This is a genomic window from Paenibacillus sp. ACRRX (genome assembly GCF_022346885.1).
Taxonomy (GTDB): domain Bacteria; phylum Bacillota; class Bacilli; order Paenibacillales; family Paenibacillaceae; genus Paenibacillus_B.
In genome coordinates this window covers 641,667-663,533 of the sequence record NZ_JAKRNK010000001.1, presented here as the reverse complement: position 1 = coordinate 663,533, position 21,867 = coordinate 641,667, and the positions used below count along the sequence as shown (strand labels likewise).

Annotated in this window: 22 protein-coding genes; 3 read left to right on the top strand and 19 right to left on the bottom strand. The window is 46.5% G+C overall.

Annotated features, from left to right (window positions below; translation table 11 throughout):
- Positions 1-12: 12 nt before the first annotated feature.
- The 10 genes from MH117_RS02915 to MH117_RS02870 all read right to left on the bottom strand — a co-directional run bounded on the left by MH117_RS02915 (position 13) and on the right by MH117_RS02870 (position 10,397).
- Entirely contained in the window at positions 13-1,875 is a 1,863-nt protein-coding gene (locus tag MH117_RS02915; protein ID WP_481857239.1) for a spore germination protein, read from the bottom strand.
- Positions 1,876-2,424: 549 nt separating this feature from the next.
- Positions 2,425-3,180 (bottom strand): RNA polymerase sporulation sigma factor SigF, encoded by a 756-nt coding sequence (sigF, locus tag MH117_RS02910; protein ID WP_028544189.1) that lies wholly within the window; start codon positions 3,178-3,180, stop codon positions 2,425-2,427.
- An 11-nt stretch (positions 3,181-3,191) separates the two neighbouring features.
- On the bottom strand, positions 3,192-3,644 hold the full coding sequence (gene spoIIAB, locus MH117_RS02905) for an anti-sigma F factor (RefSeq protein ID WP_239327138.1): 453 nt from the start codon (positions 3,642-3,644) through the stop codon (positions 3,192-3,194).
- Positions 3,644-3,997, bottom strand: coding sequence for an anti-sigma F factor antagonist (spoIIAA, locus tag MH117_RS02900; protein WP_028544187.1), 354 nt, complete (start codon positions 3,995-3,997; stop codon positions 3,644-3,646). The genes spoIIAB and spoIIAA overlap by 1 nt, the downstream gene beginning before the upstream one ends.
- 89 nt (positions 3,998-4,086) lie before the next feature.
- Positions 4,087-5,196, bottom strand: coding sequence for a D-alanyl-D-alanine carboxypeptidase family protein (locus MH117_RS02895; protein ID WP_239327740.1), 1,110 nt, complete (start codon positions 5,194-5,196; stop codon positions 4,087-4,089).
- A 380-nt stretch (positions 5,197-5,576) separates the two neighbouring features.
- Positions 5,577-6,905, bottom strand: a complete 1,329-nt coding sequence (locus MH117_RS02890) for a pyrimidine-nucleoside phosphorylase (protein WP_239327137.1) — start codon at positions 6,903-6,905, stop codon at positions 5,577-5,579.
- Between the two features lie 80 nt (positions 6,906-6,985).
- Entirely contained in the window at positions 6,986-7,819 is an 834-nt protein-coding gene (locus MH117_RS02885) for a purine-nucleoside phosphorylase (protein WP_239327136.1), read from the bottom strand.
- A gap of 38 nt (positions 7,820-7,857) precedes the next feature.
- Complete coding sequence (deoB, locus tag MH117_RS02880) at positions 7,858-9,048, bottom strand: phosphopentomutase (protein ID WP_239327135.1); 1,191 nt, start codon at positions 9,046-9,048, stop codon at positions 7,858-7,860.
- Between the two features lie 84 nt (positions 9,049-9,132).
- Entirely contained in the window at positions 9,133-10,089 is a 957-nt protein-coding gene (locus MH117_RS02875; protein ID WP_239327134.1) for a tyrosine recombinase, read from the bottom strand.
- A gap of 71 nt (positions 10,090-10,160) precedes the next feature.
- A complete protein-coding gene (locus MH117_RS02870; RefSeq protein ID WP_239327133.1) occupies positions 10,161-10,397 on the bottom strand; it encodes a DUF4227 family protein in 237 nt (78 codons plus the stop codon).
- Positions 10,398-10,715: 318 nt separating this feature from the next.
- Between MH117_RS02870 and MH117_RS02865 the strand changes: the two genes are divergently transcribed.
- Positions 10,716-12,089 carry a S8 family peptidase gene (locus tag MH117_RS02865; RefSeq protein WP_239327132.1) on the top strand — a complete coding sequence of 458 codons (1,374 nt, stop codon included), beginning with the start codon at positions 10,716-10,718 and terminating at the stop codon, positions 12,087-12,089.
- A 115-nt stretch (positions 12,090-12,204) separates the two neighbouring features.
- Here MH117_RS02865 and fur read toward each other — a convergent pair whose 3' ends face one another.
- The 4 genes from fur to MH117_RS02845 form a co-directional block, all read right to left on the bottom strand.
- Positions 12,205-12,669, bottom strand: coding sequence for a ferric iron uptake transcriptional regulator (fur, locus tag MH117_RS02860; protein ID WP_239327131.1), 465 nt, complete (start codon positions 12,667-12,669; stop codon positions 12,205-12,207).
- An 84-nt stretch (positions 12,670-12,753) separates the two neighbouring features.
- The gene (gene spoIIM / locus MH117_RS02855; protein ID WP_239327130.1) at positions 12,754-13,389 is read right to left on the bottom strand and encodes a stage II sporulation protein M; all 636 of its coding nucleotides are present in this window, start codon (positions 13,387-13,389) and stop codon (positions 12,754-12,756) included.
- A 163-nt stretch (positions 13,390-13,552) separates the two neighbouring features.
- A complete protein-coding gene (locus tag MH117_RS02850; protein WP_239327128.1) occupies positions 13,553-14,743 on the bottom strand; it encodes an endonuclease Q family protein in 1,191 nt (396 codons plus the stop codon).
- A 118-nt stretch (positions 14,744-14,861) separates the two neighbouring features.
- Entirely contained in the window at positions 14,862-15,443 is a 582-nt protein-coding gene (locus tag MH117_RS02845) for an NUDIX domain-containing protein (RefSeq protein ID WP_239327126.1), read from the bottom strand.
- 170 nt (positions 15,444-15,613) lie between these two features.
- On the opposite strand from MH117_RS02845, the gene MH117_RS02840 reads away from it, so the two are divergent.
- Positions 15,614-15,823 carry a hypothetical protein gene (locus MH117_RS02840; protein ID WP_239327124.1) on the top strand — a complete coding sequence of 70 codons (210 nt, stop codon included), beginning with the start codon at positions 15,614-15,616 and terminating at the stop codon, positions 15,821-15,823.
- Between the two features lie 170 nt (positions 15,824-15,993).
- Here the strand turns inward: MH117_RS02840 and MH117_RS02835 are convergent, their stop codons facing one another.
- Positions 15,994-17,124: a M20/M25/M40 family metallo-hydrolase gene (locus MH117_RS02835; protein ID WP_239327122.1), complete on the bottom strand. Its 1,131-nt coding sequence runs from the start codon at positions 17,122-17,124 to the stop codon at positions 15,994-15,996.
- Positions 17,125-17,203: 79 nt separating this feature from the next.
- Between MH117_RS02835 and prli42 the strand changes: the two genes are divergently transcribed.
- Entirely contained in the window at positions 17,204-17,308 is a 105-nt protein-coding gene (gene prli42, locus MH117_RS02830) for a stressosome-associated protein Prli42 (RefSeq protein WP_157277469.1), read from the top strand.
- A gap of 76 nt (positions 17,309-17,384) precedes the next feature.
- Here the strand turns inward: prli42 and lipB are convergent, their stop codons facing one another.
- The 4 genes from lipB to MH117_RS02810 all read right to left on the bottom strand — a co-directional run bounded on the left by lipB (position 17,385) and on the right by MH117_RS02810 (position 21,739).
- On the bottom strand, positions 17,385-18,149 hold the full coding sequence (lipB, locus tag MH117_RS02825; RefSeq protein ID WP_275444474.1) for a lipoyl(octanoyl) transferase LipB: 765 nt from the start codon (positions 18,147-18,149) through the stop codon (positions 17,385-17,387).
- A 61-nt stretch (positions 18,150-18,210) separates the two neighbouring features.
- Positions 18,211-19,629 carry a dihydrolipoamide acetyltransferase family protein gene (locus MH117_RS02820; protein WP_239327120.1) on the bottom strand — a complete coding sequence of 473 codons (1,419 nt, stop codon included), beginning with the start codon at positions 19,627-19,629 and terminating at the stop codon, positions 18,211-18,213.
- A 98-nt stretch (positions 19,630-19,727) separates the two neighbouring features.
- A complete protein-coding gene (locus tag MH117_RS02815) occupies positions 19,728-20,711 on the bottom strand; it encodes an alpha-ketoacid dehydrogenase subunit beta (RefSeq protein WP_239327118.1) in 984 nt (327 codons plus the stop codon).
- Positions 20,711-21,739 (bottom strand): thiamine pyrophosphate-dependent dehydrogenase E1 component subunit alpha, encoded by a 1,029-nt coding sequence (locus MH117_RS02810; RefSeq protein WP_239327116.1) that lies wholly within the window; start codon positions 21,737-21,739, stop codon positions 20,711-20,713. Before MH117_RS02810 ends, MH117_RS02815 begins: the two co-directional genes overlap by 1 nt.
- Positions 21,740-21,867: the final 128 nt, after the last annotated feature.

The window sequence follows — 21,867 nt, the reverse complement described above, 5'->3', positions numbered from 1 at the left end:
ATTAATCCTCAATCAGGAATCGGAATTCGGACGCATTTTGGATGCGTCTTTTGTCTTGTTAAAGCTAGGCCGCTCCTTAGACAACAAGAAAGGCTGGCGTACAAAGATGTTGTAGAGCGCCTTTGCATTAAAAGGAATAAAGGGCCACAAGTACGATGAGTTGTACGAGCGATGCAATGCCAGAAATACGATAAATAGTGTAATGCCGATAATAAAGCCCGGCACCTTAAAGGCTGCGACGGCAACCAACAGCATCAGTCGAATAATCCGATTCGCCAGTGCCAGTTCATAACTCGGTGTCGCAAACATCCCCACTGCCGCCACGGCCATATATAGAATGACCTCGTTCACAAATACGCCGGTCTTTACCGCTATATCACCAAGAAGAATCGCGGCCACTAGTCCCATCGCGGTTGCAAGCGGCGTAGGTGTATGCACAGCAGCCATCCGCATCAGATCAACGCCTAGCTCTGCAAGCAAAAACTGCAAAATGATCGGAAGCTTCGCGGACTCCTGCGGACCTAGAATTTGAAGGGCAGCAGGCTTCAGCCCGGGCTCCATAACCATTAGCAGCCATAACGGAAGCAGAAACAAGGATGCGAAAATACCTGCGAACCGAACCCACCTTAAGTAAGTCCCCATAAACGCAGTCTGTCGATTCTCTTCCGCATGCTGGCAAAGATCAAAAAAGGTCGTCGGCAAAATCATAACAGAAGGTGAAGTATCTACAAACAAGACGATACTCCCATCCATCAAATGAGAAGCGACTGAATCTGGACGCTCTGAATAACGCACAAGCGGATATGGATTCCATCCTTTATTAATAATCGCTTCTTCCAACTGTTTATCCGCAAGCGGTAAGCCTGACAAATTAACCTTTTTAATCTTATCCCTGACAGACTTCACCATCTGCATATCCGCAATGTCATCGATATAGGCTATGCAGACATCCGTTCGAGTGCGACGGCCCACCTGCACCATCTCATATTTGAGTCCCGGATCCCGCAAACGACGTCTGACTAAGGTTACGTTCGTTAACAAAGTCTCGGTAAACCCATCTCGTGCCCCTCGCACGACTCTTTCGAGCGAAGGCTCCTCTGGCCCTCTTCCTGGAAATGTCTTCACATCCACAATAATTGCTGCCGCCTCATGTTCAATAAAAAAGGCGCTGCACCCCGACAATACCTTGTTAATCGCCTCGCTCATTTTGGTTACTTTCTCCACTTGGATATGGGGAATGTAACAGTCAAAAAACGATTTAAAGGCGTTCGCACTTACTTGAGACTTGTCTAACATCGTGAGCCGGGCCAAAATCATCGTCATCACTTCGTCCTTGGCAAACCCATTTATGTAGAACAATCCTACATTACGCTGACCAAATGTCATCTCACGAAACATAATATCAAATGACTTGCCGAATCCGACTACATCCGTTAACGTACGTTTCGTGTCCTTTAATCGCCTTGGAATCGCATCATCTTTCTGCCAATATAGGATTGAAGCAACCAAGTCGTTTGAAAGTTCATGTTCTCGTTTATAACGATGCTCTTCTGATTCTGATGGCTTATCGCTGTCGCCTTCAGTGTGCGATCCGTAAGCCTTTGCTTCAGCTGCTGCCTTGGATTCAGATTGGCTGTCTTGATGGTGATTGGCTTGCTGATCTTTATTGTCATCCTCTGTATGATAGTCCCCCTGCTTCCCTCCCTGCTTGTGCTGTTCGTGCTGCTTATTCTGCTTGAGCTGTTCGTGTGATGATGTATTGCCTGAAGTAAGAGCGGATTCGTGGTTAGACTCCTCCCTATCGCGGTAGTTATCAGGAATCTGTTCCTCGTGTCCTGACTGCATGGATGATGGATGATGATTATCTCCTTGCATGTGGATACTTCCACCAGACTGGTTACCACTTTGACTAGCATCCGATACATAGCTGTTTCTAAATCCTGCAAATGTATAGGGACGACTATTGTCACGCTGCCTGCCAGGTGATCCTTTTCCTTGCTCAGCACCTTCCTCCTTATGCTGTTGATGATAATCAGCGGTTAGCGATTGTTGATAGCGGCGTGTAGAATGTGTATTCATGGGCACTTGCTGATTTGATGCCAATTCATGTGAGCTATTGTTTCTGGATTGATGGCCTTGCTGAGAACTTTCCATCGTACCAAGTCTTGACGCTTGATGCCGGGACGATCCCGCGAGCGAAGATTGAAGACCTTCACCGTCACTATTGTTTTCTTTGCCGCCTGTTGTCGTTGTGCTTGACATCTTTACCCTCCTAAAACATGTTCATTGCGGTCAGTGAACGAACATACCGGAATGGTATTAGTATGGAACAGTTACATCATCTTCATGAGCGATAAATAAATAAAAAACCGTTCTATCACTCCTGACTGGCAGTGAGACGAACGGTTTTGTTGGACAGTCCTGCTATTGTGCAATTTGCGCCTTGATGGACTGTAATATTTTTTTCTCTAAACGTGACACTTGAACCTGTGATATTCCTAATCGACTAGCTACCTCAGACTGGGTTTGATCCCGGAAATACCTTAAATATACAATTAACCGTTCACGCTCGTTCAGTCCTTCAATCGCCTCATTTAACGCAAGCTTGTCAAACCAGCGATCCTGTGACTCGTCAGCAATCTGGTCCATCAACGTGATTGGATCGCCGTCATTCTCGAACACCGTCTCGTGAATCGATGTAGGCGGCTTGTTCGCCTCTTGGGCAAAGACCACGTCTTCAGGCGTGACGCCAAGTTCAGACGCCACCTCGCTAATCGTAGGCAGCCGTCCCAGTGTCTTCGACAGCTCGTCCTTCATCTTTCTGACCTTATTTGCCATTTCCTTAAGCGAACGGCTTACCTTTAGTGTTCCATCATCTCTAAGAAAACGTTGGATCTCTCCGATAATCATCGGCACCGCATAAGTCGAAAATTTCACGTCGTAGGACAAGTCGAATTTATCAACGGATTTCAGTAAGCCGATACAGCCGATCTGAAACAAATCCTCAGGTTCATAGCCCCGATTCATAAAACGTTGTACGACAGACCACACCAACCTGATATTGCTGTTTACAAGCCGTTCACGGGCTAATCCGTCTCCCGACTGGCTTAAAGCAATGAGCCGCTTAACCTCCGCGTCGTCCAAGTACGCATTTGACGATTGCTTCATATCCACTTTCATGGCTTCAACCCCTAATTATAAAGCGCTTTTTTCGATTCAATCCGCTTTTTCATGCGAATACTCGTACCGGCGCCGAGTTCAGTGCTGACTTCGAACTCGTCCATGAAATTTTCCATAATCGTAAATCCCATACCGGAGCGCTCCATATCTGGCTTTGACGTATACAACGGCTGTCGTGCCAAGTCAATATCTTCGATTCCATGGCCTTTATCCGACACAGTAATCGTCACTTCCTCACCCTTGATCTCCGCTGAAATCGTAACTTCACCATCTGGGTCATTGTCGTATCCATGGATGATACAGTTGGTAACTGCTTCCGAGATCACTGTCTTCATATCAGTAAGTTCTTCTAATGTTGGGTCAAGCTGAGATACGAAGGCAGCTACCGTGACACGTGCGAAGGATTCATTCTCCGAACGACTTGAAAATTGAAGGCTCATTCTGTTCGTTCCCGAGTGCTTCATTATGATACGACCTCCAGACCGGTAAGCGCGGTGCGCTCGTTATCATACACACTTACAATTTTGAATAAGCCTGACAACTCGAACAAACGGCTTACCGCCGGGTTCATGTCACATACAACCATTCTGCCGCCTTTTGCTTTGATCAGCTTGTAACGTCCTAAAATAACACCTAAGCCCGAGCTGTCCATAAAAGTAAGATCTTTTAAACTAAGCACCACATGGTTTATTTGGCCACGCTGAATTGCCTCATCCAACTGGATGCGTACTAGCTCAGATGTGTGGTGGTCCAGTTCTCCCCGAAGCCGGGTAATTAATACGTTACGTTGATGCACTAGCTCTACCTGCAAATTCATGCGTCTCACTCTCCTCCCGCGATGCTGAACGATTTCGTGATAGCGCATGCCAATTCCTGCCTGCCGACAAAACTAGAAGCTACATCTGTTTAGTTGACAAAAAACAACTTTCCACACGTGCGTTTAAACATCGTCCACCAGCCTGCTTTTTCAATCGTTTGAGCCGATTCGACAGGAAATTCTTTAACGACTTTTTCACCTTGATACACGACTATTTTGCCAATCGACTGACCTGCAGCAATAGGTGCTTTGATTGATTCAGGTGCGATCAGCGCATACCGAATTTGATTGGACGCCTCACCCTTTTTGAGCAGGACATGATAAGGACGTTTTGCTGTTAGCTCCAACTTTTCATTCATGCCCTTTTCAATACGAATCTCACCAATACGATCGCCACTCTTTATTAGTGGCACATTGGTATACTGAGCGAAGGCGTAGTCGAACAATTGAGATACTTCGCTGTTGCGTGTCTTCGTATTCGGTTCGCCAAGCACAACCGCAACTACTCGCATATTATCCCGTTTCGCTGTAGCTGACAGACAATATTTTGCTTCAGACGTATAACCCGTCTTCAAACCATCAGCGCCAGAATAAAAGCGAACAAGCTTATTCGTATTAACGAGCCAAAATTTCTTATCTGTATGCTGTCTAAGATAATCTTCATACGCGCCAGTGAATTTTGTGATTTCTGGATATTGCAGCAGCGCCTGCGACATCAAAGCTATATCAAAAGCAGAAGTATAGTGATTATTAGCTGGCAAGCCGTTGCAATTTACAAAGTGGGTATCTTTCATCCCCAGTTGCTTCGCTTTTTCATTCATCATTTGAACAAATGCCTGCTCAGAACCTGCGATTTTTTCTGCCATTGCAACAGAAGCATCATTACCAGATGCCATCGCAATTCCCTTTAACATCTCTTGAACCGTCATCTCTTCACCCGGCTCCAAGAAGATCTGCGATCCACCCATAGATGCGGCGTACTCACTGGTTCTAACCTTATCCGTCATTTTCAGTTTTCCATCTTTGACAGACTCCATAATAAGCAGCATCGTCATTATTTTTGTGATACTAGCTGGTGGCAGACGGTCATGACTGTTTTTATCGAAAATTACTGTCCCTGTGTCCGCATCCATTAACACCGCAGAACGTGCGCTCGTTGCTAATTGCAGCGCATTCGTTTCATTGGTTGCTGTTGGCATCGTGAGCTGACCATTATTCGGCAGCAGGGCGGAGTCTGAATAATCAGGTGGCACGTCCGCCGAATAAGCAGCTGCTTGACCTGGAAGCAGCAGCGCCGCAAATACGATCATCGTTATACACGTGCGATTCCATGGATTCAAAAGATTCCCTCCTATACCTCTAAAAGGTGATGCATCATCCGTTCGATCCGTTTCTAGAGTGAAGCTCACCCGCTATGTAGAACAGGTGACCAGAAGACAGATGTGCCTGTTATTCATTGTTGTCCACAAAGAAGTAAAATATTCCAACATAGGAAATGTGCTGCGCAAAAAAGGCATACCCTAAACCAAAATGGTCTAGGGTATGCCTTATAGTCCTCTATTGTAAGTAAATAATTAGGTTACACAAAACGTTGCACGCCATCTTTTGTTACGATTGCATAAACGAGCGGCTTCGGCGGAACAGGCTCTGCAGATAATTGATATGCCTGCAGGATGCGCGCCTTTGCCTCGTCTACCCGCTTCTCGTCGTTGACATGAAGAATAGCAAGCACGTCACCAATTTGTACTTGATTACCGACTTTCTTGCGCAAATCAAGACCAACTGCAAGATCGATGATACTATCTTTCGTTTCACGCCCTGCACCCAACAGCATAGCTGCAATCCCAATGCTTTCGGCTTCGATACCAGCAACATATCCAGCTTGTTCCGCTTGTACTTCAATGCGCTTCGCTGCATGTGGAAGCTTATTTGGATCAGTAATCATCTCAACGTCGCCCTTCTGGGCTTCGACTAGCTGCTTTAACCGATCCAATGCTGATCCATCTTGAATATGCTGCTCAAGCTTGCCTCTCGCTTCCTCTACGCTGTTTGCTTGTCCACCAAGTACAAGCATGTGTGAACCAAGAATTAAGGATAATTCATGAAGGTCCTCAGGACCTTCTCCTCGTAACGTCTGGATGGCTTCTTCCACTTCAAGCGCATTACCAATCAAATGCCCAAGTGGCTGATCCATATCCGAAATGATCGCAACCGTATCCCGGCCAACCTCTGTTCCAATATCCACCATTGCCTGCGCCAACGCAATGGAATCGTCCAACGTTTTCATGAATGCGCCACTGCCTGTCTTCACGTCAAGTACAATCGCATCGGCACCTGCTGCAATCTTCTTGCTCATAACCGAACTAGCAATAAGCGGAATAGACTCTACAGTCGCCGTTACATCACGCAAACCATACAATTTCTTATCAGCAGGCGTAATATTTCCGCTCTGACCAATGAGAGATACGCCGATATCATTAACTTGTCGGAAGAAATCTTCACGGGACAGTTCTACCTGGTACCCTGCTATTGCTTCAAGCTTATCAATCGTTCCGCCTGTGTGCCCCAGTCCTCTACCTGACATCTTAGCGACAGGCACACCTGCGGCCGCAACCATTGGTGCAAGCACCAATGTTGTCTTATCACCTACACCGCCTGTAGAATGCTTGTCCACCTTAATTCCCTGAATAGGACTTAAGTCGATCTGATCACCCGACTTGGCCATCTCTAGAGTGAGCTGAGCAGTCTCTTGCGCAGTCATTCCTTTAAAAAATATGGCCATTGCCCAAGCCGCAACCTGATAGTCAGGAACCTCTCCATTGCTATAACCTTGAACCATAAATGTAATTTCTTCGTTTGTTAAAACATGACCTTCACGTTTCTTATGAATGATATCAACAGCTCTCATCGGATGTGTGCCTCCCTAGTTGGTTCAATCGTATTGTATGCCAATGGCAGTTACATGTTCGCATATAATGTCATATGTCATTAGGCCATCGCAGGAATAATATCAAGCACCAATTGCAAGAATTGGCCTTTTACTTTCTCTGCAGTCTCCATTACTTCAGCATGCGACAACGGCTGATCCAGAATACCCGCAGCCATATTGCTGATGCAAGAAATGCCAAGCACTTCGATCCCGGCATGACGTGCTACGATCACCTCGGATACCGTGGACATGCCTACAGCATCTCCGCCTAAAGCTCTTAGCATTCGAATCTCGGCAGGTGTCTCATAGTTGGGTCCTAACAAGCCTGCATACACACCTTCCTGGAACGTAAAGTTATGGCGCGCCCCGACTTCTTTTGCTATCGTACGCAGACGTCGGCTGTATGCCTCCGACATATCGGGGAAACGAGCTCCAAGCTTGTCATCATTGGCACCCGTTAGCGGATTCTGCCCCGTCATATTCAGGTGATCGCTAATAAGCATTAAATCACCTGCCTGGTAAGTCATGTTAATACCGCCTGCCGCGTTGGTAACCAGCAGCTGCTTCACTCCGATTGCTTTCATGACCCGTACCGGGAATGCCGTCATCTCAGGACCGTATCCCTCATACATATGAAAACGGCCTTTCATCATTACAACCGTCCGGCCTTTAATAGTACCAATCAAGAGTTCGCCCGCATGCCCCTCTACCGTCGATTGTGGAAAATGAGGAATCGCCTCATAAGCAATGGTAACTGGATTCTCTACCAATTCTGCAAGCACACCTAGTCCAGAGCCTAATATCAAGCCTACCTCTGGCTCAGATGGAATTTGCTTACGGATATATTCCGCAGCTTCCTGAATATGCGTATACGCCAATACCTTTAAACTCATCTTAACAACCTCCCGCTCCCATGATTTATATCGTTATTCTATAACTCCTTTAAGAAACTTTTTCCAATCTGCGGCATCACAACATTAAAGTTGTCAGCTATCGTCGCGCCTAAGTCCGCATACGTCTCGCGAATACCGAGCGAACGACCAGGTTGGAGCGAGGGACTGTAGATCAACAACGGAACATATTCTCTCGTATGATCCGTCCCCGCATGAATAGGATCGTTGCCATGATCAGCCGTTATGACAAGCAAATCGTCCGGTCCTGTTCGCTCCAACAGAGCTGGAACTGCGAGGTCAAATTCTTCCAATGCTTTCGCATATCCATCCGGATCACGTCTGTGGCCATATAGGGAGTCAAAATCCACCAAATTAGTAAACAGCAAGCCTTCAAATGCTTGTCCCATCTGTTCGATTGTGATCTCAATCCCATGCTGGTTGCTCTTGGTTGGATAACTGGCACTGACCCCTTCACCTGTAAAAATATCGTTGATCTTGCCAACTGCAATTACATCCTTTCCTCCGTTGTGAAGCGCATTCATAACGGTTGGAGAGGGTGGTTTTACCGCATAATCGTGACGGTTGGACGTTCTTGTAAAGTGGCCCGGTTCGCCAACATATGGACGAGCTATCACACGCCCTAACGTATAAGGTTCAACTAACGTGAGCTTACGTGCAATCTCGCAAGCTCGGTACAGTTCTTCAAGCGGGATAACTTCCTCATGCGCTGCTAGCTGGAACACGCTGTCTGCTGACGTGTAGACAATCCATGCGCCTGTCTTCATCTGTTCCTCACCGTATTGAACAAGTACATCCGTGCCTGAAGCAGGCTTGTTGCACAACACTTTGCGTCCAGTCGCTTCCTCAAATTGCTGAATAAGCTCATCAGGAAAACCTTCTGGGAACGTATTAAAAGGTGTCGTAATATGTAATCCCATCAGTTCCCAATGGCCTGTCATTGTGTCTTTCCCCGCCGATATTTCTGCCATTTTGCCAAAGATGCCTGTTGGCTGCTCTACTTCCTCCACCGCTCCCAGATTCGCGATATTCGCTAAACCGAGACGCTGCATATGGGGAATCTTGATCGTAGGTACACGTTCGACTATATGCCCAAGCGTATGGGCACCTGCATCTCCAAAGCTAGCTGCATCAGGTAGTTCTCCAATCCCGACACTATCTAGCACAATTACAGTTATTCTGCGAAAACGCTGGTTGTCAGCTTGGCTCATCACTAATCACTCCTCTGTGTATTCCTGATTAGTCTGTGTTATGTGAACGCTCTCCATTCTACACATGCCAAGCCTGATTCAATGCTAACTGTTAGGTGGCTTTCTCGCCCGAGGATGCGAAGTCGTATACACTTCTTTCATGCTGAGTCGCTCTCCATAATGAGCATAGCGCTGTGTTGTCGAGACATCCGCATGCCCAAGCATTTCTTGCACGGCTCTTGCGTCCGCACCGTTATTCAGCAGATGCGCCGCAAAAGACTGTCTTAGGGAGTGTGGGGTAAATGGAATGTCCCACGATAATTGATTCGTATATTTTTTTACTATTTTCCAGAAACCTTGCCGTGTTATTCTCTGGCCTCTCGTATTCACAAACAACGCTTGCTTCTGTGCATCTGTGTTATCCAACATGGATAGCTCAGCATGCTGCAAATTCATTACAAATTGAGGCCTGGCTTGATTCATATATGTATCAAGCGCCTCGATTGCAACCTGACCAAGCGGGATAATCCGCTCTTTCTGATTCATAATACTGCGTAGAAATGCCAAGTTCAGATGCACATCATCGCAGTTCAGTGCAATAAGTTCTGAGATTCTTACTCCTGTGCCATAAAGCGTTTCCAACATTGCTCTATCCCGGATACCTTGCGCAGTGTCTGGATCAGGTGCACTTAACAATTGCTCTACTTGTTCAATAGTAAGTAAATGTGGAGCTTTGCGCTCAGCCTTTGGCGTATCCACACCCAGTGTCGGATCCGTTCTAACAAGTCCTTCACGGTGCATAAACAAAAAGAATGATCTTATCGTTGCCTTATGCCTTGTGACGGTAGAGGCCGCTCTGCCTTTCGTGCGCAACTGAACGATATATCGTGAAATATGGAGTGCCTGTACTTCAGACGCGCACTGTAAGCCTTCTGCGAGTGCATAAATAAGGAAGGCATGCATGTCCCGCATGTACGCATCGCGAGTATGGTCTGATAGATGACGTTCCTCCTTTAAATGGGTATCATACTGCTCCAACTGTCGTTCCAATTGAGTCTTCATACTTGCCACGTAACCCCTTAATGCTCATCATCTACTACCTCTCTATCATACAACATATCCCTACTTAAACGCTATTCACCCATCCAATAGAATAATCGCAATCGTTCCGTTATCGTGTCAGGCTCCATCCTAATATTCGGATCGCTGTGAAAGACTTTAATAGCTCTGCCCTGAGGCTCTTTATATTTATCAACAGGAGCGATCCAACTGGACATGATCCCAAGTATCTGAACCATTGCATAAGTACATACCAAAAATAAAGCAACAAACCTTAGCCTTCCCGCCCATCGTCGCACGGAAACAATCATATGAACTCCCTCCCACTTGAAGCTTGATACGTAGATAGATAGCTTTGGCTAAGATTAGCGTATGAAAGGGAGTGTTTCATTATGCTTTAGGTTTAATCCTATTTTCTATTCCTGCCATCTAACGCCATTTGTTGGAAAATAGGGCACTTTCAGATCCATTTCCTCTGAGGAGCCATTCATTCACCTCTACGCATCAAGTTGACACACTGGGCGGAACCAAGTTAACGTGGGTCCACTCACCGTTCCGCTCTTGTCACATAAGATATAGAACTAATAAATTTCTGCGCAAGTATGCATGTAGAGTGGAGGATTAGCCGGATGCGCCAATTATCACGAATGCTCACAGCGGTGATCCACTGCAAGCCGAGCAGCCAAACAGTACGGAAAATGATCGTCCTTAAAGACCGCAAGAGCTATGAGGACTGTGTAAAAGTGCTTACTAAGCAAGGGATTACCCCAGTAAAAAAAGTGGCAAAAGCGAACATGGTCTGTTGTCACTTGGATCAGGACATTTCGATTCAAGACTTGCTCCACCATCCAAGTATTAAACGAATCGAGACTGATGTGCTCGTTCATACTCATGCCGCGCCATTCCAACTGCAAGCACCCACCGAAGAAATCAGCAGCAATCAATTTCATAATCATCATTATCCTTGGGGCATTACGGCTGTACACGCGCCCTCAGTGTGGCCACGTTCAAAAGGTAGAGGAATTAAGGTGGGAGTGCTGGATACAGGGATATCACCACATCCAGACCTGCGAATCGCTGGAGGTATAAATACGATTAGCCGGGATTCTTCGTACAAAGATGACAATGGGCACGGCACTCATGTTGCGGGTACTATAGCTGGTCTTGGAAAAAGAAAACTGCCGTATGGCGTCGCTCCACAAGTTTCGTTATATGCCATTAAAGCATTGGATGAAAAAGGCGACGGTTTTGTCTCGGATATTGTCGAAGGTGTCGAGTGGTGTATCGCACAAAATATGAACATTATTAATATGAGTCTTGGCCTTGATGGTCCAAGCGATTCCTTGCATGCTTCTATTCGCAGGGCTTATCGCAGAGGAATCATTATTATAGCTTCTGCTGGTAACAGCGGGCCCGATAACCATACAATTGACGCGCCTGCATTTTATCAGGAAACGATTGCTGTAGCAGCTTCTGACAAGAAAGGGCAAATAGCAGAGTTTAGCAGTCGTGGCAAAGGAATCGACATTACAGCTCCTGGAGTTGACATTGTCTCCACGAATAATAAGCAGGGCTTGTCCATGGATTCCGGCACGTCAATGGCCGCTCCTCACGTAACAGGTACAGTAGCGCTCATGCTGCAATCAAATCCTGCGCTTGGTCCAGATCAAGTGCGAAAAATCATCATGTCTACTGCACATCATTTGAAGGGGTATAACAGCCGCTCAGAAGGACACGGCTTAGTAGACGCCAAGCTAGCCGTAAAGGCCGCCGTTAAGAGCAGCGTCATAAAGCGCCGTCCGCTCGTTCCTGTGCTCCGCCGACGTACTGACCTCCCTTCTGTACCTGAAAATAGCTTGGCCGCTGCTTCAGGCAGACGTACTGGTGCGATCAGACAACGCAGACAACGGAACAGTCACCAACTTAAAAGCAAACGTATAGACGCCCTCGTTCGAACTTCTGCTCACAATCTACAACGTTTGAGTCGACAGCCTAGGAAATAATCTGATCATAAGCAAACCACTCTACAGCACAACGAAAAGAGCCTCAGCTCTGCGTCTGGGGCTCTTCGTATAAGTTGACCGTCAATAGGGACGGAATTCAATTCAAAAGTTACAGTTACTGGTCCGCTTGTTGATCTTTCTCTTTCTCCTGACACTTCTTGCAAATGCCTTGGAAATCGAGACGGTGATCGATGACTTGAAATTGGAATTCCTTCTCTAACCGTTCTTCCAATGGACCAAGCCAATCGTCCAAGATCTCTTGCATCGATCCACATTGGACGCATATTAAATGATGATGATGGTGCTTCGTATTGTCCCCGCGCAAATCATAGCGCGCTACTCCATCACCAAAGTTCAGCTTCTGAACTACATGCAGTTCACTTAACAGCTCTAGTGTACGATACACGGTGGCAAGACCGATTTCGGGCGCTTTCTCCTTAACGAGCATAAAGACATCTTCTGCGCTAAGATGATCTTCCTCGTTCTCTAATAGGACACGCACTGTAGCTTCACGCTGCGGTGTCAGCTTGTATCCTTGGGATTGCAGCTGTTGTTTAATCTTATCAATCCGCGCTTCCATGGTCTCCCCCCTTGCCGCCTAGCCGCAATTCGACTCACTTCTATTATTATAGGGGGGAAACGCAAGTAGTGTCAAATCTTTTAGCTATAAGTTAAACGCAATGCCCGGATGAATTAGCGTAGACACCCAATTCATCAGCGCAGGACTTATCCAAGTTACGATCGCTGCAACTGCAGCCATGCCAATACCAGCCCCTACTTGGACAGTTGCATAATGGAGAAGCGGTTCTCGCAGCGATTTTATTCGCTGCACAAAAAGTCGATTTTTCATCACATAGAGAGCTAACGAAATGGATGAAACACTGGCGATAAGCAACAACGGAATTGCAATTGCATTTTGCGGCGCAACGGTAATCAACGCTATTATGACACCTTTCCAGGAATACTGCCCGACTAATGTTCCGATTGTAAAACCAACCAGTACTCCCTTAGCAAAGTCCATAATCAGGACAAGTGGAAAACCGATAATGGAAAGGCCAAATAATGCAATCATAAAAACCCAGCGCCAATAGGACCATAACGTTCCAAGAAAAGTCGTTTCATCTGCATTTTGTGCCACACTAACAAACGCCTGATTTAACTGCCTTGATAATTCCTGTTGTTGTTCGAACGTCAACGTATTTACCAAGAGGGCTCCGAACACGATACCTACTGCAAAAATTACGGATACGAAAATGTACAGATGGAGATGCTGCCGGACATTAGGCATCATCGCAGGCATAGCAATCTTCCCCTTTCACACACGATCATCAGAACAATTATCATTCGTTCACATTGTATGCCGTGCTGCATAAGGGTATGACTGCTTGTCTTCTCTATATCATTCTTTGTCCGTACATTTCACTCGGCCGCTATAAGCATATGAGCAGGTGAACAGTTCTAAATTAAAGCGTTACTCTTCCATACCTTCCTCCACCGCCATTAGCAATCGTTAAATCGCCTCCCCTAGCTGCATGAATACGCCTCGCTGTATCCTCTCCAACAACTGCTGACAATTCTTCTTCTGTTGCTTGATGGAGTACGTTCATCTCAGTCCCGAATTGGGTGAGCAGTTTTATTAGCGTTTTAGGGCCAACACCCGGAATGTATTCCAGCGGAATCTGATGATAATAAGGCGCCCTCATCGCTGCAACCACGTCAGCTTCCGTCTCGCTCCGATCGGCAAGTGTCGCGATTCGGTCAGACACGCCTGTGACAAATCGGCTGGTTCCGCATATTTCACAATTCTGTCGATTATTTGCCTGATGATGACCTTCAATACACGTTGTCTTGTGATATTTTCCAAGTCGTGGATCGAGGCCATAATTGGCTTGGATCTCTCTTCCTTCTATACCTCTAAGTGCCATCAACCACTCTTTGAAAGTTGGCCTTGCCAGACTCAGTGCATTGTATTCACGTGCAATCTTGTTTAGGGAATGGGCGTCTGAATTGGTCAGGAATGGATACGAGTCCAATTCCTTTATTCTGGACGCCATCTTGCTGTCCGCGCTTAGCCCCACTTCAATGCCGTCGATCAGAGACAGATCCATCACATCAGACATGCGATCCGCACAACTTCCATACAAGCTCTTATGTGGTGTGAACACATGGGCAGGGATAAACACGCCACCATGCGCAGCCGTTTCCTCCTGAATGACGGATATGGGCGCGTAATTTCTTTGGGTGGATAAATTCATATTGCGTACATATCGCGACATCCAGGTTGAAAAGTGCTTCATTGCATCGACACTCGGCAAGTAACTCAACACATGGGCGGCACCTCGCCCGTTTTCCCTGAACTCGATCTCTGTTCCCAGAATAATCGTCGTCTGACCATAACGTATACCGCCATCGGCGTGTTCCTTCATCTCGCCACTGTCCAGCAATCGTTCAATATCAGCCAGCACGCCTGGCGCATGACAATCGATAATTCCGATTAACTGCAGCCCCTTGCGTTCAGACGCCTCACGTGCGATGGCCTCAAATGTCAGGTTGCGGCTGCCACTCATCTTGACAGGTGCGCCATCAGATGTCGCACCAATATGGATATGAAAATCCCCATAATACGTTGTTAATTCAGACTTGTTCATTGTCATTTGCTCATCCTGTTTGTATCTGTTTTATTTCATCATGCGTTCATTATTCCCACAATACAACCGGAACTACAGCTAATTATAGCCATCTCAGTGTGAACCACTTTCTTCATGTTCACAACTAAACAGGCCATTTTCCTGTCAATTGACGGAGCTGCCAAGCATAGACTGCATTAATCGTTTTGGCATCGCTAATACGTCCCGCTCTAATTGCTTCATAAGCTTCTTCCAGCGTTAATGCACTAACTTCCAGAAACTCATCTTCATCCGTGTGCATATTGCCTGCAATCAACTCCTCAGCAGCATACAAATGAATGATCTCGTCAGCAAAACCTGGCGACGTATAAAATGAACCCAGATGAACCAGTGCTTCCGTTCTATAGCCTGTTTCCTCTTCCAGTTCGCGTCTAGCCGCATCCTCAGGCAGCTCTCCTGCATCCAGCTTTCCAGCCGGAATTTCAACTTGTGATCTGCCTAGTGGCTTCCGGTATTGTTCCACTACAACCATCTTCTCTTCATGAATCGCAAGTACAGCTACTGCGCCTGGATGACGAACTATTTCACGGGTCGCCTGTGACCCATCAGGGAGTGTAACAGTGTCAATCTCCAATGAAATGATGTTTCCTTTAAATATTGACTTTGTCTCCAGTGTCACTTCTTCAAACAAAGGGCTGTCAGCAAAATTTGAATCATGTTGACTCATAGTCATATCTCTCCTTCACAATCCAGCATACGTACACTTGGATTTCTATTTCATTCATCCGTTCTTATTAAATGCATATCTGTAGACAGACGCACATAATCATTATATCAAAGCAGCTTGTCCGGCTCGACCAAAAAATCCAACGGCCATACAGAAAGGAAGACCCTCATATGTCTGTAAAAATGAGTCATAACCAGCAGCAATTATGGATAAGTGGTACAAGCACTGAAATACAAGCTGCACTAAAACGATTGGTATTAAGGATGGGTACAGACATTAAGCTTGTAGACGTATTAGGATCTAGTTTTAACGAGCAGCAACGATGTCAATCAGCGCCAATCAGCCTGCATTCCGCTTCGGTATATCGATTCCCGAGTTAGAAATAATTTAAAATAGATAGTTGAAGAAGCCGTCACACTCTAATAACAGAGCAGACGGCTTCCTCTATTTGCAAATCCAACTAATGCAGCATGTCATGTCTGCTCATTGCTGTTTAAAGTTACATTATTCGATTATCTGTACACAACTATCGTGTAACAATAACGGACAATTACGATTTACCTGCTTCTTTAATAATGGCGACGACCAATTCAGCGGTTTTAACTAGATCATCGCTATGAATTCTCTCCTTGGTGGTGTGAATATCCAGATAACCAACTGCCAGATTCACCGTCGGAACGCCAAAACCATTAAAGATATTGGCATCACTACCGCCCCCAGAATGAAATACGCGTGTCTTCAGACCAAGTCCTTCGATTGCACGTGCAGCAAGCTGCACGACTTCGTCCCCTTCTTCAAAGTGGAATCCTGGATACATAAGTTTGCTTTCAAAGACAGCTCGGGCACCAAAGTCAACAGCAGCTGACTCGAGCGCTTCTTTCATCGAAGCAACTTGACGCTCCACCTTCTCTTGGACAATACTGCGTGCTTCTGCGTCAAGCTTTACATAATCTGTCACAATATTGGTCGCGCCGCCACCCTCAAACCGTCCGATATTGGCTGTGGTCTCGTGATCGATCCGGCCAAGCGACATACGAGCTATCGCTTTGCCAGCGACCTGAATCGCACTAATCCCGTCTTCTGGATTCACACCTGCATGAGCGGACTTGCCGTAAATCTCCATCTGAATCTTGGCTTGGGCGGGTGCCGCAACCGCAATTGCTCCAACTTCGCCATTAGAGTCAAGCGCATAGCCAAGGTCAGCTTGCAAAAAACTGGCGTCCATCGCACGTGCGCCTTGCAGTCCTGACTCCTCGCCAACCGTAATCACAAATTGGATTTGCCCGTGAGAGATGTCGTTTTCTTGAATGACACGTATCGCTTCAAACATTGCAGCCAGACCTGCCTTGTCATCTGAACCCAGAATCGTTGTGCCATCGCTATGGATCATACCATCCTCATCTACAATAGGCTTAATCCCTTTGCCTGGGGTAACGGTGTCCATATGAGAAGTAAAGAATAAGCGTGTCATTTGTTCTTGTCCAGTCGATGCCGGCCATGTGACAATCAAGTTGCCAGCGCCATGTCCCGTCACTGCTGTTGTATCATCTTCCACCACTTCAAGACCCAGCTCGCTGAATTGCTGTTTTAATAGATTGCATATGTCACGCTCGTATTTTGTCTCGCTGTCCACCTGTATCAATTGTAAAAAATGTTGGATTAAACGCTGCTGCTGTACCATATTGACTTTCCTCCTGACTTGATTTTCGTTAGAATAGAATATATGAACGTTCCGTACGAGAAAGGAGTGCCTTACATCCATGAATAAAAAGCGCTGGTTCCGCATCATTGTCTATCTTATGCTTATCGCCATGGTAGCTTCTACCTTGTTCGTACTGGTTGAACCATTCTTATACGGACTGTAATCAGCCAGTCAAGCCAATTACAAGTACATTAATGGATATCATATATCCACCGCAACAATGACGGACGAGCCATGCTTTATGCATGGCTCGTGTTCGTATGCTCTACTGACTCAGACCAGTTCTCATTGACTACTTGATCGTACCCAAATACTTCAACAAAGTAAGGCAATAATTGCGCACCAACTTGTTGAACGGTAAAAGTCTGGCCTGTTACATCTTCTAGCGAGGTAACTCCATATTGTTGAATACCACATGGGACAATTCCGGTGAATCCCTCATACTGAATACCGCTCTTAATATTAAATGCAAATCCATGACTCGTTACAAAACCACGATGCCGGCGACACTTGTTAAACTTTACACCAATTGCTGCAATCTTCGTTTCTCCGACCCAGACGCCTGTAAATTCAGGCTTGCGGATGCCCACCAGACCAAAAGACGCTAAGTAGCGGATAATCACTTCTTCCAGATTACGTAAGTAGCCATGCAAATCCAGCCGCTGACCATCCAACAGCAAAATCGGGTAACCCACCAATTGCCCAGGTCCGTGATAAGTAATATCACCGCCACGGTCAATCTCATACACTTGAATGCCGCGCTGCTTCAACTGCTCGGGAGACAGCAGCAGATGCTCAGGGTGACGCTGCGAACCAATAGTATAGGTAGGCGGATGCTCCAATAGGAACAATGTATCCGAACGTGTCCCTTCATCCACCGCACGTACAACCTGCTTCTGCATTTCCCAAGCCTGCTTGTAGTCCAGCATATCAAACGTATGTACGACAAGTCGCTTTAGTTCATTGTCATCTGTTCCAACTGATTGTACCTGCTGTTCATCCATAACCGCTCACACTTTCTTTCTATCTATCTGACATCCTCATTCTCCACTGTCTAGCATGCCATTAATACAGCTTCGTTTCAAGATCAAACCCTTCAAGGTTCTCTTTCACACGCTGCAAGAAGCGGCCGCAAATGACACCATCCAGAATACGATGGTCAAGTGACATACACATATTAGCCATTGAGCGAACGGCAATCATATCATTAATAACAACCGGTTTCTTAACGATCGATTCAAAGGTAAGGATCGCTGCTTGCGGGTAGTTGATGATAGGGTAAGAAGAGATTGAACCAAATGATCCCGTATTATTGATCGTAAAGGTTCCTCCTTGCAGATCATCAAGCTTAAGTTTACCTTCACGGGTTTTGCGAGCAAGCTCTTCCACTTCGCGAGCCAAGCCGGCAATATTTTTCTGATCGGCTTTCTTGATAACTGGTGTTATGACCGAATCTTCAGTGCCTACCGCTAGCGATATATTAATATCCCGCTTCACGATAATCTTATCCACGGCCCAGACCGAGTTCATGATTGGATAATCTTTAATGGCATTAACAACAGCTTTAAGTACAAATGCCAAGTATGTCAAGTTAATGCCCTCATTGCGCATAAACTCATTTTTTAATTTATTTCGAAGCTGAACCAGATTGGTCACGTCCACCTCAATCATTGTCCATGCATGCGGAATCTCAGATACGCTCTGTCTCATGTTGCGAGCGATCGTACTGCGAATCGGTGTCACGTCAATCAAGTACTCGCCGCGACCCGATTGACCGTTATCAATCTCAATCGTCGGCAGACGAGGATTCTCAGATAAGTGTAATCCTGTCGTACGAACAGGTTCATTATGCCCGTTGCTGCTCTGGGACACCTGTGCCGCGGAAGGATGAACAACTGATGGCTGCTGAGCTGAGACTGCATTTTGTGTGGAAACAGAAGATATCGTCCCTTGCTCCGCCGGGTTGCTCCGATGAACGGACGCAGCAGGCACAGATACAGCAATCGCTTGATGATTTTCTACAAATTGAATCACATCTTTACGCGTAATACGCCCACCAAGTCCAGTTCCGGGCACATCATTTAGATTAATTCCGTGTTCTTGGGCAAGGCGCTGAACAGCCGGAGAATAACGATTGCGCATCTCTTGCCCTTGTGCAGGCACTGCTTCAGACACACTCAAATCTGAAAGTTCAGCCTTAAAAGCGGGAGTCGAACCTGCAACCTCAGCTGAGCCGTGATCCATACGACAAATAACCGCTCCAACTTGAACGGTCTCACCTTCCTGAGCTATAATTTCCCGCATAATCCCCGCTTCTGTAGCGGGAATTTCAGCCATCACCTTGTCCGTAATAACCTCACATATCGGTTCGTAGGCCTCGATTGCTTCTCCTGGCTGCTTTAACCATTTGCCGATTGTAGCCGATACTAACGATTCCGCAAGCTGCGGCATGACTACATCCTTCCCCATTCCGTTTCCGGACATCCACATTCACTCCTATCGCTAACGCGCGGTACGGGAACTACCCGTACCGCCGCTACGCATCGTTATTGCTGTGTTATACAGGCAAGCATACACCCGAACTAGAATATCGCGAGCTGATGCATCGCTGCTTTCACTTTATCTTTGTTAAGCATAAAGGTACGCTCAAGCGGAGGACTGATCGGCATCGCAGGAACGTCAGGACCACAAAGCCGCATAATCGGTGCATCAAGCTCAAACAAGAGCTCCTCAGCGATAATGGCAGCTACTTCTGCTCCTACACCGCCCGTCTTGTTATCTTCATGAATAATCAAAACTTTTCCTGTCTTGGCTACAGCTTCTAAGATGGATTCGCGGTCAAGCGGCTGAATGGTACGAAGATCGAGAATATGAGCGCTAATGCCTTCCTTCGCCAGCTCTTCCGCAGCTTCTAAAGCAAAATGAAGCGGCAAACTATATCCGATAACAGTAATATCCGTTCCTTCCCGGAGCACATTCGCTTTCCCGATTGGAACGACGTAATCCGTCTCTGGTACCTCGCCTGAAATCATACGGTAACATTTCTTGTGTTCAAAGAAAATGACCGGGTCAGGGTCACGTACCGCCGCCTTGAGCAGCCCTTTAGCATCATAAGCTGTAAATGGCGCGACAATTTTGAGACCTGGCGTACCAAAAAATACAGACTCCGGACACTGTGAATGATATAGTCCGCCAAATATACCGCCACCAATTGGCGCACGAATGACGACCGGACAGCTCCAATCGTTATTTGAACGGTAACGGATTTTGGCCGCTTCGCTTATAATCTGGTTCGCAGCCGGGAACATAAAGTCTGAGTATTGCATTTCGGCAATTGGCTTCATGCCTACCATAGCTGCACCTATCGCCACGCCTGCAATGGCAGACTCCGCGAGCGGCGTATCGATAGCACGCTGCTCGCCAAATTGTTCATACAAGCCTTTTGTCGTCGTAAACACGCCGCCTTTCAGGCCCACATCCTCACCCAGTACAAACACTTCTCCGTCGCGTTCCATTTCTTCTTTCATTGCCAATCGAATGGCATCAATATATTCCATAACTGCCATTAGCTGCGCCCCTCCTCTGACTGTGCATACACATGTGTGTACGTATCCTCCGGCTGCGGATAAGGTGCTTCTTCGGCATATTTCGTCGCCTCATTGATATGAGCTTGCAGTTCCTTCACGAGTGCAGCATCCTGCTCTTCCGACCACAAGCCACATTCCATCAAATACTGACGATAACGAGGCAAGCCGTCACGCTCACGATGTAAATCCACTTCTTCCTTTGAACGGTAAGCCAAGTCATTGTCTGATGTAGAATGCGGAGCAATTCGATACATCATTGCTTCAATTAATGTAGGACCTTCTCCACGTACCGCTCGGGCACGGGCTTCCTTGACGACACGGTACACTTCTAATGGGTCCGTTCCGTCTACTTGCACCCCTGGGAACCCGTAACCAATGGCGCGGTCACTAATCTGTCCAGCCGATTGTTTGGAGAAGGGTACAGATATGGCATATTGGTTGTTCTCACACATTATAATGACAGGCAATTTATGCACTCCTGCAAAGTTACAGCCTTCATGGAAATCACCCTGATTGCTTGAGCCTTCTCCAAAGGTAACAAAAGAAACGATATCCTGCTTGCGCATTTTAGCTGCCAGTGCAATGCCTACAGCGTGTGGCACTTGTGTCGTTACGGGACTTGAACTCGTGACGATGCGGTGACGCTTCGCACCAAAGTGCGCTGGCATCTGGCGTCCACCACTGCTAATATCTTCAGCTTTTGCAAAAGAGGCCAGCAGCAAATCTTTAACCGTAAGACCAACGGAGAGCACAAATCCATAATCTCTGTAATAAGGCAAATAGTAGTCACGCTCGCGATCAAGCGCAAAAGCAGATGCGACTTGAGCCGTTTCTTGACCTATACCTGATATGTGAAACGTAATCTTGCCCGAGCGCTGCAACAAAATGCCACGCTCATCAAATTTGCGTGCAAGCAGCATCATCTTGTACATCTCAACTGCCTGCGCATCCGTTAGACCAACCTGTTCATGCTTCGTTTGTTGACGAACCGAAGTTTCTGGTGTCATGGAGTATTCCTCCCTTTATTCAAGCCGTAGCTTTATTATTCCCTTGCTAGCCGAAACTAGAATTAACAGGGCTATCTTTCTGGATATGATAAGCTCATGCAACCACAGCTAAAATAGCCCAGCTTATA